The 17,594-nt window shown below is 67.0% G+C and carries 19 protein-coding genes; 13 read left to right on the plus strand and 6 right to left on the minus strand.

Features of this window, described 5'->3' with window-relative positions; genetic code table 11:
• Positions 1–2 precede the first annotated feature (2 nt).
• The 5 genes from CLD20_RS15545 to CLD20_RS15565 are packed head-to-tail and all read right to left on the minus strand — an operon-like array spanning position 3 to position 4,770.
• Positions 3–1,613 (minus strand): NTP transferase domain-containing protein, encoded by a 1,611-nt coding sequence (locus CLD20_RS15545; protein ID WP_224407571.1) that lies wholly within the window; start codon positions 1,611–1,613, stop codon positions 3–5.
• Complete coding sequence (locus CLD20_RS15550; protein WP_224407572.1) at positions 1,610–2,305, minus strand: XdhC family protein; 696 nt, start codon at positions 2,303–2,305, stop codon at positions 1,610–1,612. The genes CLD20_RS15545 and CLD20_RS15550 overlap by 4 nt, the downstream gene beginning before the upstream one ends.
• Entirely contained in the window at positions 2,305–2,631 is a 327-nt protein-coding gene (locus tag CLD20_RS15555) for an XdhC family protein (RefSeq protein ID WP_224407573.1), read from the minus strand. The genes CLD20_RS15550 and CLD20_RS15555 overlap by 1 nt, the downstream gene beginning before the upstream one ends.
• 9 nt (positions 2,632–2,640) lie before the next feature.
• Positions 2,641–3,846, minus strand: a complete 1,206-nt coding sequence (locus CLD20_RS15560) for a VWA domain-containing protein (RefSeq protein ID WP_224407574.1) — start codon at positions 3,844–3,846, stop codon at positions 2,641–2,643.
• Positions 3,847–3,849: 3 nt separating this feature from the next.
• A complete protein-coding gene (locus CLD20_RS15565) occupies positions 3,850–4,770 on the minus strand; it encodes a MoxR family ATPase (protein ID WP_224407575.1) in 921 nt (306 codons plus the stop codon).
• 108 nt (positions 4,771–4,878) lie between these two features.
• Here CLD20_RS15565 and CLD20_RS15570 point away from each other — a divergent pair, with 108 nt between their 5' ends.
• From CLD20_RS15570 to CLD20_RS15620, 11 genes are all read left to right on the plus strand, one after another.
• The gene (locus tag CLD20_RS15570; RefSeq protein WP_224407576.1) at positions 4,879–5,196 is read left to right on the plus strand and encodes a hypothetical protein; all 318 of its coding nucleotides are present in this window, start codon (positions 4,879–4,881) and stop codon (positions 5,194–5,196) included.
• A gap of 67 nt (positions 5,197–5,263) precedes the next feature.
• On the plus strand, positions 5,264–6,643 hold the full coding sequence (gene pcaB / locus CLD20_RS15575; protein WP_224407577.1) for a 3-carboxy-cis,cis-muconate cycloisomerase: 1,380 nt from the start codon (positions 5,264–5,266) through the stop codon (positions 6,641–6,643).
• Positions 6,630–7,409: a 3-oxoadipate enol-lactonase gene (pcaD, locus tag CLD20_RS15580; RefSeq protein WP_224407578.1), complete on the plus strand. Its 780-nt coding sequence runs from the start codon at positions 6,630–6,632 to the stop codon at positions 7,407–7,409. The genes pcaB and pcaD overlap by 14 nt, the downstream gene beginning before the upstream one ends.
• A 10-nt stretch (positions 7,410–7,419) precedes the next feature.
• Positions 7,420–7,830: a 4-carboxymuconolactone decarboxylase gene (pcaC, locus tag CLD20_RS15585; protein ID WP_224407579.1), complete on the plus strand. Its 411-nt coding sequence runs from the start codon at positions 7,420–7,422 to the stop codon at positions 7,828–7,830.
• A gap of 141 nt (positions 7,831–7,971) precedes the next feature.
• Positions 7,972–9,243 (plus strand): outer membrane protein, encoded by a 1,272-nt coding sequence (locus tag CLD20_RS15590; RefSeq protein WP_224407580.1) that lies wholly within the window; start codon positions 7,972–7,974, stop codon positions 9,241–9,243.
• A gap of 228 nt (positions 9,244–9,471) precedes the next feature.
• A complete protein-coding gene (locus CLD20_RS15595) occupies positions 9,472–10,398 on the plus strand; it encodes a branched-chain amino acid ABC transporter permease LivH (RefSeq protein WP_224407581.1) in 927 nt (308 codons plus the stop codon).
• Between the two features lies 1 nt (position 10,399).
• The gene (gene livM, locus CLD20_RS15600; RefSeq protein WP_224407582.1) at positions 10,400–11,848 is read left to right on the plus strand and encodes a high-affinity branched-chain amino acid ABC transporter permease LivM; all 1,449 of its coding nucleotides are present in this window, start codon (positions 10,400–10,402) and stop codon (positions 11,846–11,848) included.
• On the plus strand, positions 11,848–12,864 hold the full coding sequence (locus CLD20_RS15605; RefSeq protein ID WP_304504366.1) for an ABC transporter ATP-binding protein: 1,017 nt from the start codon (positions 11,848–11,850) through the stop codon (positions 12,862–12,864). The genes livM and CLD20_RS15605 overlap by 1 nt, the downstream gene beginning before the upstream one ends.
• Positions 12,861–13,604: an ABC transporter ATP-binding protein gene (locus CLD20_RS15610; RefSeq protein ID WP_224407583.1), complete on the plus strand. Its 744-nt coding sequence runs from the start codon at positions 12,861–12,863 to the stop codon at positions 13,602–13,604. The genes CLD20_RS15605 and CLD20_RS15610 overlap by 4 nt, the downstream gene beginning before the upstream one ends.
• Positions 13,601–13,966: a DUF6867 family protein gene (locus tag CLD20_RS15615; protein WP_224407584.1), complete on the plus strand. Its 366-nt coding sequence runs from the start codon at positions 13,601–13,603 to the stop codon at positions 13,964–13,966. The genes CLD20_RS15610 and CLD20_RS15615 overlap by 4 nt, the downstream gene beginning before the upstream one ends.
• 145 nt (positions 13,967–14,111) lie before the next feature.
• The gene (locus CLD20_RS15620; protein WP_224407585.1) at positions 14,112–15,224 is read left to right on the plus strand and encodes a branched-chain amino acid ABC transporter substrate-binding protein; all 1,113 of its coding nucleotides are present in this window, start codon (positions 14,112–14,114) and stop codon (positions 15,222–15,224) included.
• A 145-nt stretch (positions 15,225–15,369) separates the two neighbouring features.
• Here CLD20_RS15620 and CLD20_RS15625 read toward each other — a convergent pair whose 3' ends face one another.
• Complete coding sequence (locus tag CLD20_RS15625) at positions 15,370–15,756, minus strand: ester cyclase (protein ID WP_224407586.1); 387 nt, start codon at positions 15,754–15,756, stop codon at positions 15,370–15,372.
• Between the two features lie 186 nt (positions 15,757–15,942).
• Here CLD20_RS15625 and CLD20_RS15630 point away from each other — a divergent pair, with 186 nt between their 5' ends.
• Together CLD20_RS15630 and CLD20_RS15635 are read left to right on the plus strand one after the other, a co-directional pair.
• Positions 15,943–16,947, plus strand: a complete 1,005-nt coding sequence (locus tag CLD20_RS15630; protein ID WP_224407587.1) for a P1 family peptidase — start codon at positions 15,943–15,945, stop codon at positions 16,945–16,947.
• Positions 16,948–16,992: 45 nt separating this feature from the next.
• Positions 16,993–17,481, plus strand: coding sequence for an Lrp/AsnC family transcriptional regulator (locus CLD20_RS15635; RefSeq protein ID WP_224407588.1), 489 nt, complete (start codon positions 16,993–16,995; stop codon positions 17,479–17,481).
• The last annotated feature ends 113 nt before the right edge of the window (positions 17,482–17,594 follow it).

The following is a 17,594-nucleotide window of genomic DNA, read 5'->3' on the forward strand; positions in this document are numbered from 1 at the left end:
CCTCAGATCTCCTCGATCCTTCCGCCTGCCGCGGCGAGCGCTTCCGGCGTGTCGACGTCGAGGCGCGCCGCCTCGCCGAGTTCCACCTCGGCGACATCCTCGCCATGCTGGCCGATGACATGGCGTCCGCCGGTATCCCCGCTCGCCTGCATCAGCTCGGGAAAATAGCGCCGCGCCCACAGCACCGGATTGCCGCGCTTGCCGGAGGCCGTGGCGAGCACGATCCCCCGGCCCTCGCCCGGCGCGAAAGCCTCCATCATGGCGTCGAGCGCCTCCGATGTGAGGTTCGGCATGTCGGCGAGCACGATCAGCGCGCCCGCCGCATCCTCCGGCAGCGCACGCAGACCGGTCTTCAGCGAACCGGCGAGCCCACTCTCGTAGTCCGGGTTGTGCACGAAGCTGACGGCAAGGCCGGAAAGCGACGCCTCGATCTCCGCGCGCATATGTCCGGTGACGACGACGACCTCCGAGGCGGCGCTGTCGAGCACCACCTCCGCCGTGCGCCGCACCAGAGGTGTCTCGCCGAAGCGGGCGAGCAGCTTGTTTGGTCCGCCCATGCGGCGCGAGCGGCCGGCGGCTAAAAGGATGGCGACGACATCGCCCCCGCCTTCCTCCGGCAGGCGCGGCTGCGGGCGCGAGACGATCTCCATCAAGAGCCCGCCGACGCCCATGGCCGAAATGTCTTCCGGCGTCACTTCAAGGCCGGCGAGGAAGCGATTCAGCACCCAGTCGAATCCGTTTTCCTTGGGGCTTCTTGCGCAGCCCGGTGCGCCGATCACCGCTCGCCCGCCGATCTCGCCGACGAGGAGGAGATTGCCGGGATCGACCGGCATGCCGAAATGCAAGACCCGGCCGCCCGCCTGGCGGATCGCCGCCGGGATGACATCGGCCTCGTCGGTGATCGCCGAGGCGCCGAAGGCGATGAGGAGGTCGGCGGTCTCCGCGGCCCCGGCGAGCGCCTGCGCCAGCGGGCCGCTTTGATGCGGCACGCGTGTTTCGCCGGCAAGGCTCGCCCCCGCCTTCTCCAGCCGCTGCTCCAGGATCTTTCTGGTCTTGTCGAGAACCTTCGCCTTCGTGCCGGCAAGCTCCGTGGCGACCAGCGCGACGCGCAGCGGCCGATAGGGCGCAAGGGAAAGCGCTGGCCCGGCCGCAGCGAGAAGGCGTTCGGCCTCGGCGACGACCTTCTCCGGCAGCGCGAAGGGAATGATCTTCACCGTCGCCAGCATGCGGCCGGCTTCGGCCGAGGCGAAAGGGGGAAGCGTCGCCACCGTGAGGCCGGGATCGATGCGGTTCACCCGGTCGACGAGGTTGCGATCGACGAGGAAGAGCCCGGCTTTCTCTGCAAAGAGGTTCGCGCGGCCGGTAAAGGGCGCCTCCACGGTGACGGCCGGGCCGGCGATGGCGCGCGCCACGCGCTCGGCCGCCTCGTCCTCATGCACGTCGGAGGCTTCGAGCCGCGCCGCCACGACGCTCTCGATACCCTCCCCAAGAAGCGCAGAAACGTCCTTGCCGGAGAGCCTTCGCCCCTTCTTGAACGCGATGTCGCCCTGCTTCACCGAATGGGCGAGGATCGCCCCCTCTGCTTCCGCAACGGGTGTCTCGCCGAACCTCAAGCGGCCCCGCTTTCGCCCGCCGGCGCCTTGCGCAGCGCCGCGATCAGCTCGGCAAGCACGGCGACGGCGATCTCGGCCGGCGAGGCGGCGCCGATATCGAGGCCGATCGGCGCGTGGATGCGCTTCAGCGCGTCCGCGCCAACGCCCGCGCCGCTCAGCCGCTCGATACGCCCGGCATGCGTCTTCCGGCTGCCGAGAGCGCCGACATAGAAGGAACCGGCTTCGAGCGCGGCCGTCAGCGGCACGTCGTCGATCTTCGGGTCGTGGGTGAGCGCGGCAAGCGCCGTATAGGCATCGAGCGGGCGCGTCTTCAGCACCTCCTCCGGCCATTCGGCGATGAGTTCCACATCCGGAAAGCGCTCGGGGGTCGCGAAGGCGGTGCGCGGATCGATGATCGTCGCGTCGAGGCCGGCCATCCGCGCCATGGGGGCGAGCGCCTGGCTGATATGGACGGCGCCGATCATCACCAGCCAGGCCGGCGGCACCGACACCGTGAGAAAGGTCCTTCCATCCTCCAGCATGCCCGAGCGGCCGGAGCGGAAGCGCCTGGCGAGTTCCTCGGCAAGCGGGTCGTGCGCCGCCTCCGCCTTCTTCACCAGCCGCGTATGGCCGTCGATCGTGTCCGTGACGAGGATCGCCGCGCGGCGCGCGGCGCGCTCCGCGTTGAGCCCGGAGAGGATCGCAGCATCCATTATTCCACCGGCTCCACGAAAACGCGGATCTTGCCGCCGCAGGAGAGCCCGACCCGCCAGGCCGTCTCGTCGGCCACGCCGAATTCCAGCATCTTCGCCTGATGCGCGCCGATCACTTCCAGCGCCTCGCCGACGACCGCGCCCTCCACGCAACCGCCGGAGACGGAGCCCTCGAAATTGCCCTCCCCGTCGATGACGAGATGGCTGCCGACCGGCCTCGGCGCCGAGCCCCAGGTCTCCACCACGGTGGCGAGCGCCACCTCGCGCCCCTCCTTGCGCCATGCTTCGGCGGTGGCGAGCGTGTCTTTCTCAAAGAGCTTTTCCATCGTCCCCTCCTAGGCGGCCGCCTTCATGGGAGCCTTTCCCGGCTCCGAAAGCGCCGCCACCAGATCCTCGATCGCCTCCAGCGAATGCACCGGCCTGAACTCGTCGACATGCGGCAGGATCGCCTTGATGCCGCGCGCCCGCGGCGCGAATTCGTCAAAGCGCAAAAGCGGGTTCAGCCAGATCAGCCGCCGGCAGGAGCGCGAAAGCCGGGCCGCCTCTGCCGCAAGGTCGCCGCCTTCGTCGCGCTCAAGACCGTCGGTGATGAGGAGCACCGTCGCTCCCTGTCCGAGCACGCGCCGCGACCAGTGAAGGTTGAAGCCGTGCAGCGCATCGGCAATGCGCGTCCCGCCGGACCAGTCCATCACGGCATCCGAGCAGCCGGCAAGCGCCTCGTCGGGATCCTTCCACCGCAACTGCCGCGTCACGTTGGTGAGCCGTGTGCCGAAGACGAAGCTGAAGACCTTCCGCCGCGCCGAGAGCGCATGCAGGAAGTGCAGCATCACGCGCGAATATTCGCTCATCGAACCGGAAATGTCGGCAAGCGCCACGATGGGCGGCTCGACAAGGCGCCGCGAGCGCATCTGTGGCAGGATGAGCTGGCCGCCGGAGCGCATCGAGGCCCGCACCGTGCGCCGCGGATCGACCTTTCCGCGCGAGGAAGGGACGAGCCGGCGCATCTTCAGCCGGTCATCGGGAAGCCGAAGCGCCACGATGGCGCGCATCGCCTCGGCGATCTCGCTGGCCGACATCTGGGCGAAATCCTTGCGCCGCAGGATCTCCTGTTCGGCGACGGTCATGCGCGCGTCGATCTCGATCTCCGGCACGACCTCCTCTTCGCGGCGGTCTTTCAGGCCCGACATCGCCTCCTCGACCCGCGAGGCGCCGGCCTTCGGCTTCTCCTTTTCGGAGGGCCGCGGCGGGGCGACGGGCGACAGGAGCTCCAGCATCTTCTCGATCAGTCCGCGCTCGCGCCAGAAGAGCTCGAACGCCTCATGAAAGACCGGTCGGTCGGCCCGCTTCTTCACGAAAACACAGTGGAGCGTCCAATAGAAATCGGCGCGCGAACCGATACCGGCAACCTCGACCGCCTTCAGCGCGTCGACCACCGTCGCCGGCCCCACCGCGATCCCGGCACGGCGCAGCGCCCGGGCAAAGAAGACGATATTGTCGGCGACCTTGCCGCCGCCCGCCTGTCCGTTTTCGCTCCGGAGCACGCCCTACTCCGCCGCCGCCAGCTCCGCGCGCGCTTCCTCCAGCAGCTTCTTGGAGACGCTGCCCTGGATGCGGGCGATGTCGTCCTGGTATTTGAGGAGAACGCCCAGCGTGTCAGAGATGGTTTCCGGATCGAGCGCCACCATGTCGAGCTCCGTCAGCGCACTCGCCCAGTCGAGCGTCTCGGCGACGCCCGGCTTCTTGAAGAGGTCCTCCTGCCTGAGGCGTTGCACGAAGCCGACGACGTCCCTGGCGAGCCGCTCCCGCACGCCCGGCAGGCGTCGGCTCACGATCTGCAATTCGCGCTCGGCATCCGGATAGTCGACCCAGTGATAGAGGCAGCGCCGCTTCAGCGCGTCGTGGATCTCGCGGGTCCGGTTGGTCGTGACGATGACGATCGGCGGCTCGGCCGCGCGGATCGTGCCGATCTCCGGGATCGTGACCTGATTGTCGGATAGGACTTCCAGAAGGAACGCCTCGAAGGCTTCGTCGGCCCGGTCGAGTTCGTCGATGAGGAAGATCGGCGCGCCGGCAAGGTCCGGCTCCAGCGCCTGCAGGATCGGCCGCTTGATGAGGAAGCGCTCGGAGAAGACGTCCTCCGTCAGCGAGCGCCGCTCCGTGTCGCCCGCAGCTTCGGCAAGGCGAATCTCCACCATCTGCGCCGTGTAGTTCCACTCGTAGACGGCGCTGGAAACGTCGAGCCCCTCATAGCATTGCAGGCGGATGAGCTTCCGCCCCAGCGTCTGCGACAGGACCTTGGCGATCTCCGTCTTGCCGACGCCCGCCTCGCCTTCCAGGAAGAGCGGCCTTCCCATCTTCAGCGACAGAAAGAGCACGGTGGCGAGGGCCCGATCGGCCACATAGCCGGCCTCGCCCAGAAGCGTCAGGGTTTCGTCGATGGATTGGGGCAATCGGCTCTTGGACATCGCGCGATACGGTAGCTTTGCGAAACGTATATAGGCGGAACCGCATCCTCGCCAAACATATTGCGGAGGACAAAAACCGCTCCTCCGCCAGCCGGGGACAAGCAACCTTTGCTCAGCTTTCTGACACAGCATTACCGGACCTTTGGAACGAACAGGGCGTGGGTGTTCGCCACCTCCAAGCTCATGAAGGTCGGCTATGCTTCGGCCAAGCCCCTCGACAGCGGCCGGAAAGCCGCATTGAAGCGGATCGGACAGACGCTCACCCAGGTCATCGGCACTCCGGCAATCGTCAATTCGCTGGCGGGAGAGACGAAAAAGCCCGCCGGCCGTGCCCGTAGCGCGGCGCGCTTCATTCAGGATGTGGCCAGGGAGGTGGCCGAAACCGCTGCGAAGAAGGAGTCTCGACAACCCGCCTTGCAGGCTTGACCGGGAAGAATCCGTTCTCCACTGACAATGCATCGGACAGGAAAGAGCAACTGGACACACCCAGGCAATGAATGACGAACCGGCGGACGAGCGGCCTCTTCTGGCTTCCGTCTTCTCCTCGCAGGAAATGCGCGCCCTCTTTGCCGACCGCGCCGTCCTGCAGGCGATGCTCGACGTCGAAGCGGCACTCGCCCGGGCCGAGGAGAAAGCCGGCATCATCCCTTCCGGAGCGGCGGACTCAATTTCTCGAGCCTGCGACGCAAGTCTCTACGATCTTTCCGAGATCGGCCGCGCCGCCGGCCTTGCGGGCAATGTCGCCATCCCCCTCGTCAAGGCGCTGACGGCGAAAGTGGACGGCCCCGGCAAGGGTTATGTCCATTGGGGCGCGACCAGCCAGGACGTCATCGACACCGCCTTCATGCTGCTCGCCGGGCGGGCGCTGCGCATCCTCCTCAAGGACCTTGCCAATGGCATGAGCGCGGCTTCCGCCCTCGCCGAAAGGCACCGTGGCACCGTCATGGCCGGGCGCACCTGGCTGCAGCAGGCCCTGCCGATCCCCTTCGGCCTGAAGGCCGCCATCTGGCTCTCCGGTCTCACCGCCGCCTTCCGCGAGCTGGCGCGCCTGCGCGAAGACGGCCTCGCCATCCAGTTCGCCGGCGCCGCCGGCACGCTCGCCTCGCTTGGCGACAGGGGGCCTGCGGTGCGCGCCACGCTCGCCACAGAGCTCGGCCTTCCCGATCCCGGCATCTCCTGGCACGCCGAGAGAAGCCGCATCCTTGACCTCGGCGCCGGCCTTGCCGGGCTCTCGGGCTCGCTCGCCAAGATCGCCATCGATGTGCAGCTCATGATGCAGAGCGAGATCGGCGAAGCCTTCGAGCCCGCCGCGCCCGGCAAGGGCGGCTCCTCGACCATGCCGCAGAAGCGCAATCCGGTCGGCTCGGCGGCCATCCGCGCCAACCACCGCCGCATCTGCGGCCTTCTCGCCACGCTGGCGATGGCGATGGAGGGCGAACACGAGCGCAGCCCTGGCGCCTGGCCCTCCGAGTGGGAAACGCTCCGTGATGTTTTCCTGGCGACGGGCGGCAGCCTCGAAAAGGGCGTCGACATCGTCTCCGGACTCGAGATCGACGCCGATGCGATGCGGCGCAATCTTCAGGCCTCCGGCGGCTTCCTGATGGCCGAAAGCCTGATGATGCGCATGGCCGGCAAGCTCGGCCGCGGCGAGGCTCACCATCTGGTGGCGGAGGTCGCGCGCACCGCGATGGACGATGGGCGGAGCCTCAGGGAGGCGGCCCTCGAAGACGCGAGGATCGGCGGGGTGCTTTCGGCCGAAGAGGTCGAGGCGGCCCTTCGTCCCGAAAGCTATCTTGGATCGAGCCACGACATGATCGACAGGGCGGTGCAGGATGCCCGCGCCGCCCGGGAGGAAACCCATGCCCTATTGTGAGACCAGCGACGGCCAGAAGATCTGGTGGGAGGCGGAAGGCTCGCCCGAAAACCCTCCCCTCGTCTTCTCCAACTCACTCGGCACCAACCTGGCCATGTGGGACGGACAGATCGACGAGGCGGCCGAGAGCTTCCGCGTCATCCGCTACGACCAGCGCGGCCATGGCCGTTCCTCCGCGCCTTCCGGCGAATACGCGCTGGAGCGGCTCGGCCGCGACGCGATCGAGCTGCTCGACTGCCTCGGCATCGTCAAGACGCGCTTCTGCGGCCTTTCCATGGGCGGAATGACGGCGATGTGGCTCCTCCTCCACCATCCGGAGCGCCTTGAGCGGGTCGCGCTGTGCAACACCTCCGCCCACATGCCGACGGCGGAGATGTGGAACGGGCGCATCCGCAACTGCACGGAGAACGGCATGGGCGCCATGGTGGCCGGCGTGACGGAGCGCTGGTTCACGCCTGCCTTCCGCAAGGAAAATCCGGAGGAGGTGGAGCGCATCGCCTCGCAGATTCGCGCCACCGAGGCGGCCGGCTATGCCGGCTGCTGCGCCGCCATCCGCGACATGGACCTGCGCGCCGATCTGAAGAAGATCGAGGCGCCCGTCCTCGTCGTCATCGGCGATTCGGACCCGGCGACGCCGCCCGAGCAGGGCGAACTGATCGCCGACAACATCCCCGGGGCGAAGAAGGAGGTGCTGCACGCCGCGCACCTTTCCAACGTCGAGGAGCCGCAGGGCTTCAATTCCGCCGTCCTCAACTTCCTGCGCTGACGGGCGATCCATGACCGACACCCCCGATCAGAAGACCCCCGACCAGAAAACTTACGATGCCGGCATGAAGGTCCGCCGCGCCGTCCTCGGCGAGGCGCATGTGGAACGGGCGGAGGCGGCGAAGAACCCTTTCAACCGCGAATTCCAGGACCTCATCACCCGCTATGCCTGGGGCGAAATCTGGACCCGGCCAGGCCTGGAGCGCAAGACGCGGTCGGCCATGGTGCTGACGGCGATGATCGCGCTCGGCCACTGGGAGGAATTCGCCATGCATGTGCGCGCCGCCAAGAACAACGGCCTCTCCGACGACGAGATCAAGGAAGTGATTCTGCAGGCTGCGATCTATTGCGGCGTGCCGGCGGCGAACCATGCCTTCAAGCTCGCCGCCTCGGTGTTGGACGAGCTCGACGCGGCGAAATAGCGCTTTCTTGCGCTGCAACGGCCTATGGCCCATCGGCAACACAGGCGCGTGAACCGCCCCCGCCGGGTGGAGGAAGATTGACGTTGTGGCTGGCCGGGCGGTAGCACCGCAGACGAGTTTCTGAAAAAGCTGGAGTTCTCCATGCGTGGTTTCGGACTGGCTGCCATCGGCGCCGTCGCAATATCCGGTCAGCTTCTGGCCGTTCCGGCCTTCGCCGCTGACCTTCCCGAATACGCCCAGCCGCCCGCACCGATCATGACGCCGGAGCCGGTCTCCGAGTGGGAGGGCTTCTATACGGGCCTCCATTTCGGCTGGTCCGCCGACACGATCGACGGCCAGAGCGGCGGCGTGCCCTACTCCATGAGCGACAATTCCGGTTTCTCCGGCGGCGGCATCCGCGGCTACAACTGGCTCTTCGGCAACATCCTCCTGGGCCTTGAGGGTGACATCGTCATCCACGAGACCAAGACGACCAACGCGCCCGCCAATGTCGGCACCGACTTCATCTGGGATGCCGGCGCCTATGCCCGCATCGGCTATCTCTGGGGCCGCTTCCTGCCCTACGCCATGGTCGGCGCCCGCATGGCCGAGATCCACGCCCATACGCTGACCCCGACCCTCATCCAGGGCGACGTCGCGCATCATTACGGCTGGTCGGTCGGCCTCGGCGTCGAGGCGGCGGTCTTCTATCCGATCCGCCTGCGCGCCGAATATCTCTACACCAACTACGGCGCCGAGAATTACAACTTCGGCGGCACGACCACCAAGATCGATCCGGAAGCGCATCAGGTGCGCGCCGCGGTGATCTTCGCCCTCGGCAGCGGCTTCGACGACTATCCCAAGACCTTCCTCGACGCCCCGGGCAACAACTGGTCGGGCTTCTATGGCGGCGCCATGCTCGGCGCGGCCTTCCTCAACGACGACACGACCATCACCGGCGTCGGCTCGGGCACGGCCGACGGCACCAGCGTCGGCGGCAGCATGTTCCTCGGCGCCAACGCCGAATGGGGCAGCCTCGTCGGCGGTATCGACATGGACCTCGGCCTGCGCCAGGGCGACCAGGGCGCCACCATCGCCGGCACCAAGGTGACGAAGGAACCCATGTGGGATGCCCATGTGCGCGCCCGCATCGGCTACGATGCCGGTCGCTTCCTGCCCTTCGTGGCCGGCGGCTTCGCCATCACCCAGGTGCATTTCACGCAGGCCGGCACGACGACGATCAACGTCGAGCCCGCCAAGGGCTGGACGGTCGGCGGCGGCGTCGATGTCGCCTTCACCGACCACATTTTCGGCCGCGTCGAATATCTCCACGACGAGTTCCAGGAGGTCTCGAACGCGCTGCCCGTGGGCACCACCTCCTTCGAGCCCTCCGTCGATACGATCCGCGCCGGCCTCGCCGTCCGCCTCCCCTGATCGTCTGACAGACTGATCGTCGCACCTATTCGAGAGGCACCGGCACCCCGCCGGTGCCTCTTTGCTTTGCGTGCCTTTTGCCGCGGCATGCCTCCGCCATCGGGCGTATTGTGCGCCGTCAAACGGCTTGCTAAACGGTTGAGGTCTTTCATCATCGCCTCCTGCACAGAGGCGGTCGGGATCATGGCAATAGCGCGCGAGCGCCGGCGGGGGATCGTCAAGAGAACGATGGAGTATTTCGTTCAGCAGCTGATCAACGGGGTAACGCTCGGTTCGATCTACGGCCTCATCGCCATCGGCTATACGATGGTCTACGGCATCATTGGCATGATCAATTTCGCCCATGGAGACATCTTCATGGTCGGCTCGTTCATCGCGCTCACCGTCTTCATGATCATGCTGGCGCTCGGGGTCACGGCCCTGCCGCTCATCCTTCTCATCGTCCTCATCGTGGCGATGATCTTCACCTCCGCCTGGGGCTGGACGGTGGAGCGCATCGCCTACCGGCCGCTGCGCGGCTCCTTCCGCCTGGCGCCGCTGATCACCGCCATCGGCATGTCGATCGTGCTGCAGAACTTCGTGCAACTCACCCAGGGCGCGCGCGTCAAGCCGCTGCCGCCGCAGATCCAGGGCGGCATCACGCTGATGCAGGGCAACACCGACACCGGCGCCATCGTCGTGCAGCTCTCCTACATGCAGATCATCATCATCGCGACGACCGTGGTCCTGATGGCGGCCTTCTCCACGCTGATCGCCAAGACCGAGCTCGGCCGCGCCCAGCGCGCCTGCGAGCAGGACGCCAAGATGGCCTCTCTCCTCGGCGTCAACGTCGACCGCACGATCTCGCTCACCTTCGTCATGGGCGCCGCGCTCGCCGCCGTCGCCGGCGTGATGTTCCTGCTCTATTATGGCGTGATCGACTTCTACATCGGCTTCGTCGCCGGCGTGAAAGCCTTCACCGCGGCCGTCCTCGGCGGCATCGGCTCGCTTCCGGGCGCCATGCTCGGCGGGCTCGCCATCGGCCTCATCGAGACCTTCTGGTCGGGCTATTTCAGCGTCGAGTACAAGGACGTCGCCGCCTTCTCGATCCTGGCGATCACCCTGATTTTCCTGCCCTCCGGGCTGCTCGGCAAGCCGGAAGTCGAGAAGGTCTGAGATGTCCGACATCAACCAGGCAGGCAGCGCCGAAGAGCACCAGGCGCCGGGCGCCTTGGTGGAATGGGAACAGCGGGTAGCCGGCTACGGCGGCGAGCCGCCCTTCGTGGAGGAGCCCGAATACGGCTCGCCCATCGTCCTCGCCCTCAAGGACGCCGCCATCGCGGCCGGCATCGCCGCGGCCCTCTTCCTCTTCTTCATCGGCTTTCGCACCGACATCAATCTCGGCGGCCTGGAGCTGACGACCCGCTGGCAGGCCTTCGGCATCTCCATCGTCGCAGTCTTCGTCGGACGCCTCGCCTTCCGCATGCTCTTCTGGGGCTCGCGTCAGAAGGGCGGTCGCTCGCTCGCCACCCGGGCGATCGAGAGCCGCAAGGGCACGCCGCTCTCGGAGCATTTCGCCCGCCATTCCGGCAAGGTCGGGGCCTTCGCGCTCGCCGCGGCGATCGTCTACCCGATCGTAATCCTGTGGGCCTTCCCGCTGAAGGACAAGCAGTTCATCGATCTCGGCATTCTGGTCCTCACCTACATCATGCTCGGCTGGGGCCTGAACATCGTCGTCGGCCTCGCAGGCCTGCTCGACCTCGGCTACGTCGCCTTCTACGCGGTCGGCGCCTATTCCTTCGCACTCTTTGCCCAGTATTTCGATGTCGGCTTCTGGTTCGCGCTGCCCGTGGCGGGCCTCCTCGCTGCCTGCTGGGGCATCATTCTCGGCTTTCCGGTGCTGCGCCTGCGCGGCGACTATCTGGCGATCGTCACGCTCGCCTTCGGCGAGATCATCCGCATCGTCCTGCTCAACTGGTACACCTTCACAGGCGGGCCGGACGGCATCTCCGGCATTCCGGACCCGACCTTCTTCGGCCTCGCCTTCGCCCGCGGCGATGACAACCTGCCCGGCCTGCTCGGCCTCAAATACGATTCCGCCTACAAGCAGGCCTACTTTTTCTACATCATCCTGCTCCTGGCGATGATCACCAACTTCGTCACCATGCGGCTCAGAAAGCTGCCGCTCGGCCGGGCATGGGAGGCGCTGCGCGAGGACGAGATCGCCTGCCGCTCGCTCGGCATCAACACGACCAACACCAAGCTCACCGCCTTCGCCATCGGCGCCATGTTCGGCGGCTTCGCGGGCTCCTTCTTCGCCACGCGACAGGGCTTCATCTCGCCGGAAAGCTTCACCTTCATGGAATCGGCGCTTATCCTCGCCATCGTCGTCCTTGGCGGCCTCGGCTCGCAGATGGGCGTCGTCATCGCCTCCATCGTGATGATCGGCGGCTTTGAGCTCTTCCGCGACCTTGCCGAGTACCGCATGCTGATCTTCGGCCTGTTGATGGTGATCATCATGGTCTGGCGCCCGCGCGGCCTCATCGCCACGCGCGATCCCTCCGCCATCCTCAAGCAGCGACAATCGATCTCGGCCGACATGGTCGCGCAGGGCGAGGGCCACTGATGTCGCCCGCCTCCGCCAAGCCCGCCGCGCCGAGCCCGACCCCCGCCGATGCCACCCATCGCTGGGAGGTCGATCCGGTCCTCACGGTCGAGCACCTGACGATGCGCTTCGGCGGCCTCGTCGCCGTCGACGACCTCTCCTTCAATGTCGGGCGCGGCGACATCACCGCCCTGATCGGCCCGAACGGCGCCGGCAAGACGACGGTCTTCAATTGCGTCACCGGCTTCTACAAGCCGACCGAGGGGCGCATCGTGATGCGCCACGGCAGGGATGGCGGCGACGAGGCCGTCCGCAAGCTGACGGAGAGCGGCGAGCCCTGGGCGAGGACCGATGCCGGCGGCATCTTCCTCTTAGAGCGCATGCCGGACTTTCGCATCTCCAAGGAGGCCAAGGTCGCCCGCACCTTCCAGAACATCCGCCTGTTCAGCGGCATGACCGTGCTGGAGAACCTCCTCATCGCCCAGCACAACGTGCTGATGGCGGCCTCCGGCTTCACCATCGGCGGCATCTTCAACCTGCCGGGCTTTCGCGCCGCGCGCCAGGCGGCCATTGACAAGGCCGTCTACTGGCTGGAGCACACCCGTCTCATCGACCAGGCGGACATCCCGGCGGGCGGCCTGCCCTACGGCGCCCAGCGGCGGCTCGAGATTGCCCGTGCCATGTGCACCGAGCCGCACCTTCTGTGCCTCGACGAGCCCGCAGCCGGCCTCAATCCGCGCGAGACGAGCGAACTCAACGAACTCCTGGAATTCATCCGCACCGAGGAAGGCACCTCCGTGCTCCTCATCGAGCATGACATGGGCGTGGTGATGGAAATCTCCGACCATGTCGTGGTGCTCGACTACGGCGAGAAGATCTCCGACGGCTCGGCCGAACGCGTGCGCAACGATCCTTCCGTCATTGCCGCCTATCTCGGCGTCGAAGACGAGGAGGTCGCGGAGGCCGAGGCCGAGGCGGCGGCCGCCGCGGCCCGTGCCGCCAAAGCGCCGGCCGAAGAGAGCGGGGACCGGCCATGACCGACAAGATGCCGCTTCTCTACATGCAGGGCGTGGAGACCTATTACGGCAACATCATCGCGCTGCGAGGCGTCGATGTGGCCGTCTTCGAGGGCGAGATCGTCACGCTGATCGGGGCGAATGGCGCCGGCAAGTCGACGCTGATGATGACCATCTGCGGCAATCCGCAGGCGCGCAGCGGCCAGATCGTCTACGACGGCGAGGACATCACCCACCTGCCGACGCACGAGATCATGTCGCGCTCCATCGCGCAGTCGCCGGAAGGCCGGCGGATCTTCCCGCGCATGACGGTGATGGAGAACCTCCAGATGGGGGCGATGCTCACCGACGGCGCGAGCTTCGACAGGGATCTGGAGCGGGTCTTCGACCTCTTCCCGCGCCTCAAGGAGCGCCAGCACCAGCGCGGCGGCACGCTTTCGGGCGGCGAGCAGCAGATGCTGGCCATCGCCCGCGCCCTGATGAGCAAGCCCCGGCTTCTGTTGCTCGACGAGCCCTCGCTCGGCCTGGCGCCGATGGTGGTGAAGCAGATCTTCCAGGTCATCCACGACCTCAATCGCGACGAGGGGCTCACCGTGTTCCTGGTCGAGCAGAACGCCTTCCACGCATTGCGCCTTGCCCATCGCGGCTACGTCATGGTCAACGGCAAGATCACCATGACGGGGACCGGAGCCGAGCTTCTCGCCCGCCCCGAAGTCCGCGCCGCCTATCTCGAAGGCGGCCGTCACGAGGCTGCTGAATGAACATGATCTGGGAAGTTTCGTGGGTCGAGTTCGTCCTGGTCACCGTCGTGCTCGCCGGCATGGCGGCTTTCATGACGGGACGTGCCGTCGCCATCACCTGGGGCTCCTGGCTGCGCCTTGCGATCTATATCGCGCTCCTGTCGCTCGCCACCCGCTTCATCCATTACGGCCTTTTCGGCGGCACCTTCCTGCTGCCGCCGTCGAGCTTCCCGGTTGGCATTCACTACTATCTGGTCGACTACGTGGTGCTCATCGCCATCGCGGCCCTTGGCCGGCAGATGACGCGCGCCCGCCAGATGGGCGAACAGTACAGTTTCATCTACGACCGCGCCGGCCCGCTCGGCTGGAAGCGCAAGGCCTAGCCATTGGTAGGGATGCTCGGCAAAGGGCATATCCAACGCGGCCGAAATGGTCTTAGATGACGATGAATTGAGGGGGAACCTCGATACCCGCCGGCGCCCGGGATCATGAGATGATGGCGCCGCTCAAGACATAAGGGAGAGTCCGTTGAAGAAAGCATTCTTGGCAGGTGTCGCGATGAGCTTCGCCATGACCAGTGCGGCGTGGGCGGATATCACGATCGCGACGGCTGGTCCCATGACCGGTCAGTACGCCTCTTTCGGCGAGCAGATGAGGACCGGCGCCGAGCAGGCGGTGGCCGACATCAACGAGGCCGGCGGCGTCCTGGGCGAAAAGCTCGTTCTGGAAGTGGGCGACGATGCCTGCGATCCGAAGCAGGCCGTTGCCGTGGCCAACCAGATGGCCGGCAAGGGCGTCGTCTTCATGGCCGGGCATTTCTGCTCCGGTTCCTCGATCCCGGCCTCTGCCGTCTATGCCGAGGAAGGCATCGTGCAGATCTCGCCGGCTTCCACCAACCCGAAGTTCACTGACGAGCGTCCGAACCCGGATGGCGGCACCTACCGCGTCTGCGGCCGTGACGACCAGCAGGGCGAGGTCGCCGGCCAGTTCATCGCCAAGAACTATCCTGACACCAAGGTTGCCATCATCCACGACAAGACCGCCTACGGTAAGGGCCTTGCCGACGAGACCATGGCGGCGATGGAAGCGGCCGGCAAGAAGGCCGACATGTACGAGGCCTATACGGCTGGCGAGAAGGACTACACCGCCCTCGTCTCCAAGCTGAAGCAGGAGGGCATCGGCGTCCTCTATGTCGGCGGCTACCATACCGAGGCCGGCCTGATGGCCCGCCAGATGAAGGATCAGGGCATGGACGTGCAGCTGATCTCCGGTGATGCCCTCGTCACCGACGAGTACTGGGCGATCACCGGCGATGCCGGCGAAGGCACGCTGATGACCTTCTCCCCGGATCCGCGCAAGAGCGAGGCGGCTGCCCCGATCGTGAAGAAGCTGGAAGATGCCGGCAAGCCGACCGAGGGCTACGTCATGTACACCTACGCCGCCATCCAGGCCTGGGCGCAGGCTGCCGAGAAGGCCGGCTCCGCCGAATATGACGCGGTCAACGAGGCGCTGAACACCGGCACCTTCGACACGGTCCTCGGCGAGCTCTCCTTCGACGACAAGGGCGACGTCACCCTGCCGGGCTACGTCTTCTATGAGTGGAAGGACGGCAAGTACGACTATCTGAACGCCGAGAAGTGATCGGCTGAGAAGTTAGGGCCCGCAAGGGCCGGAAAGCCCCGGCGGCATCCCCGCCGGGGCTTTTCTTTTGCAGGGCAGCGAAACGCGGCACGTTCATTCCTTTGGCCTCGCTCCCCGGAAAGGCAGCCCGGCCACGCGCCGATCGTCAGATCTGCGCGGCGATCGCGGCCTTGTCGATGATCGACAGGACGCTCGCGATCCTGCCCTCTCTGAATTCGTAGAAGACATTCTCCTCGAAACGCACCCGTCTCCCATTGACCGGCACACCGAAGAGCACGCCGACCGGCGTGCAGTCGAATGCGAGGCGGCTGGCGACATGCGGCGGATCGCAGACGAGAAGCTCGATATGGAAGCGAAGGTCCGGGATCGCCCGAAAGTCGCCTTCCAGCATCGACCGGTAACCGGCGAGCCCAACCCTCTCGCCGTTGTAGCGCACCTCCTCGCCGACATAGCGGCCGAGCTCGTCCCAGTCCTGGCGGTTGAGGCAGGCGATGTAGCCGCGATAGGCCGCCACAAGCTCATCCCTCTCCATCGCTTTCCCCGTCACATCGTCCCATCGCGACCCTAGCAGCGCGGCGCGGCCACGCAACGCGGCTCGCGCCGCAGCAAGGGTGACGCTCCCCTCCACCCGGCATCGCTTTAAGGAGGCTTTTCTTTTTGGCCTTTGCCGGCTTTGATCCCGGCCATGCGACAAGCCCCCCCTTCCTCCGCCGAACCCATGCCCGCCGGCCTCGAGATCGGCCATGCCGACGATGCGGCGCTCAAATCCGGCGTCACCGTCATCCTGCCCGAGGCCCCGGCGGTCATGAGCGCCCATGTCGCCGGCGGCGCGCCGGGAACGCGCGAGACCGAGCTCTCCCGTCCCGAAGCCACGGTGCCGGCTGTCGACGCCGTGGTGCTCTCCGGCGGCTCCGCCTTCGGCCTTGCCGCCGCCGACGGCGTCATGCGCTTTCTCGCCGAGAAGGGCCGCGGCTTCGCCGTCGCCGGCTTCACGGTACCGATCGTGCCGGCGGCGATCCTCTTCGACCTCGCCAATGGCGGCGACAAGGCGTTCCTGCCCGCTCCCGGCCGCCCCGGCGCGGAAAACCCCTACCCTGCCCTCGCCCGCCGCGCCTGCGAGGCCGCGAGCCCGGCCACCCGCGACGGCACGCTCGGCGCCGGCGCCGGCGCGACCACGGCCAACCTCAAGGGCGGCTTCGGCCATGCCGGCGCAAGACTCTCCAGCGGCGCCACGCTCGCCGCTTTCGTCGCCGTCAACGCCGTCGGCCGCGTCACCCTCGGCGCCGGACCGCATTTCCGCGCCGCCCCTTTTGAGCGGGGAAACGAGTTCGGCGGCCTCGGCTTCCCCGAAAAAATGCCGGCGGATGCGGCAGAACCGGTCACCAAGCTTTCCCCCGCGCCGGGCGGCAACACCACCGTCGCAGTCGTCGCCACGGACCTCGCCCTCACCAAGGCCGAGGCCAAGCGCCTCGCCATCGCCGCCCATGACGGGCTGGCGCTTGCCATCTATCCCGCCCACACGCCCCTCGACGGCGACACGGTCTTCGCCCTTTCCACGGGAAAGGTTGAGGCGGCGGAGGCCGAGAGGCTCGCCCTCCTCACCGAGGCATGCGCCGCCGCCGCCGCCACGCTCGCCCGAGCCATCGCCCGCGCCGTTCATGCCGCCACCCCCGCCCCGGGCGATACGAAGCCGACATGGGGGCAGCTCTTCGATACCGATTGAGCCGGATGGCCCGGCGGGGCTAGTTTTCGGCTGAAGGAAAAATCGATGATTCAGCGCCCGCAGGACACAGAGCTCGATCCCGGCGAGATTCGCATCCTGCGGATCATGCAGCGCGACGCCTCGCTCTCCGTCGCCGAGATCGCCCGCGAGGCGGGGATGAGCCAGACGCCGGCCTGGCGGCGCATCAAGCGGCTGAAGGAGGCCGGCATCATCCGCGCCGTTGTGGCGCTGGTGGAGCGCGACGCCGTCGGCCTCGATTTCGTCGCCTACGCCTTCGTCAAGCTCGGCGTGCCGAGCCGGCAGAACATGGAAAAGTTCGATCGCCTCGTAAATTCCTGGCCGGAGGTGCTGGTCTGCGAGCGCGTCACCGGCGCGGTCGACTATCTGTTGAAGATCGTCACCAACGACATCCACACCTACGACTGGTTCCTGCGCTCCAAGCTCCTCGACAACGACCTCGTCACCGACGTCCAGTCGCGCATCGTCGTCGCCACGGTGAAGGACACGCCGTCATTGCCGATCCGCGAGGCGTGAGATGGGGGCGGAGCCGCTGACCGGGGCGCCCGCCGCGCGGCATCGACGCTGCCTCTGCGAACGCCAGCCTCATTGCCCCCTCCGCCCTCGCCCTCTAAACAGCGGGCGAGAAG

It is taken from the genome of Afifella sp. IM 167 (assembly GCF_020144925.1).
Lineage (GTDB): Bacteria > Pseudomonadota > Alphaproteobacteria > Rhizobiales > Afifellaceae > Afifella.

Excerpts from the sequence above, each read along its gene's own strand:
- livM (WP_224407582.1), top strand. The coding sequence starts at position 10,400 with ATGTCCGACATCAACCAGGCAGGCAGCGCCGAAGAGCACCAGGCGCCG.
- CLD20_RS15555 (WP_224407573.1), bottom strand. The coding sequence starts at position 2,631 with ATGGAAAAGCTCTTTGAGAAAGACACGCTCGCCACCGCCGAAGCATGG.
- CLD20_RS15615 (WP_224407584.1), top strand. The coding sequence starts at position 13,601 with ATGAACATGATCTGGGAAGTTTCGTGGGTCGAGTTCGTCCTGGTCACC.
- CLD20_RS15595 (WP_224407581.1), top strand. The coding sequence starts at position 9,472 with ATGGAGTATTTCGTTCAGCAGCTGATCAACGGGGTAACGCTCGGTTCG.
- CLD20_RS15625 (WP_224407586.1), bottom strand. The coding sequence starts at position 15,756 with ATGGAGAGGGATGAGCTTGTGGCGGCCTATCGCGGCTACATCGCCTGC.
- CLD20_RS15610 (WP_224407583.1), top strand. The coding sequence starts at position 12,861 with ATGACCGACAAGATGCCGCTTCTCTACATGCAGGGCGTGGAGACCTAT.
- CLD20_RS15630 (WP_224407587.1), top strand. The coding sequence starts at position 15,943 with ATGCCCGCCGGCCTCGAGATCGGCCATGCCGACGATGCGGCGCTCAAA.
- pcaC (WP_224407579.1), top strand. The coding sequence starts at position 7,420 with ATGACCGACACCCCCGATCAGAAGACCCCCGACCAGAAAACTTACGAT.
- CLD20_RS15550 (WP_224407572.1), bottom strand. The coding sequence starts at position 2,305 with ATGGATGCTGCGATCCTCTCCGGGCTCAACGCGGAGCGCGCCGCGCGC.
- CLD20_RS15565 (WP_224407575.1), bottom strand. The coding sequence starts at position 4,770 with ATGTCCAAGAGCCGATTGCCCCAATCCATCGACGAAACCCTGACGCTT.
- pcaD (WP_224407578.1), top strand. The coding sequence starts at position 6,630 with ATGCCCTATTGTGAGACCAGCGACGGCCAGAAGATCTGGTGGGAGGCG.
- pcaB (WP_224407577.1), top strand. The coding sequence starts at position 5,264 with ATGAATGACGAACCGGCGGACGAGCGGCCTCTTCTGGCTTCCGTCTTC.
- CLD20_RS15590 (WP_224407580.1), top strand. The coding sequence starts at position 7,972 with ATGCGTGGTTTCGGACTGGCTGCCATCGGCGCCGTCGCAATATCCGGT.
- CLD20_RS15605 (WP_304504366.1), top strand. The coding sequence starts at position 11,848 with ATGTCGCCCGCCTCCGCCAAGCCCGCCGCGCCGAGCCCGACCCCCGCC.
- CLD20_RS15635 (WP_224407588.1), top strand. The coding sequence starts at position 16,993 with ATGATTCAGCGCCCGCAGGACACAGAGCTCGATCCCGGCGAGATTCGC.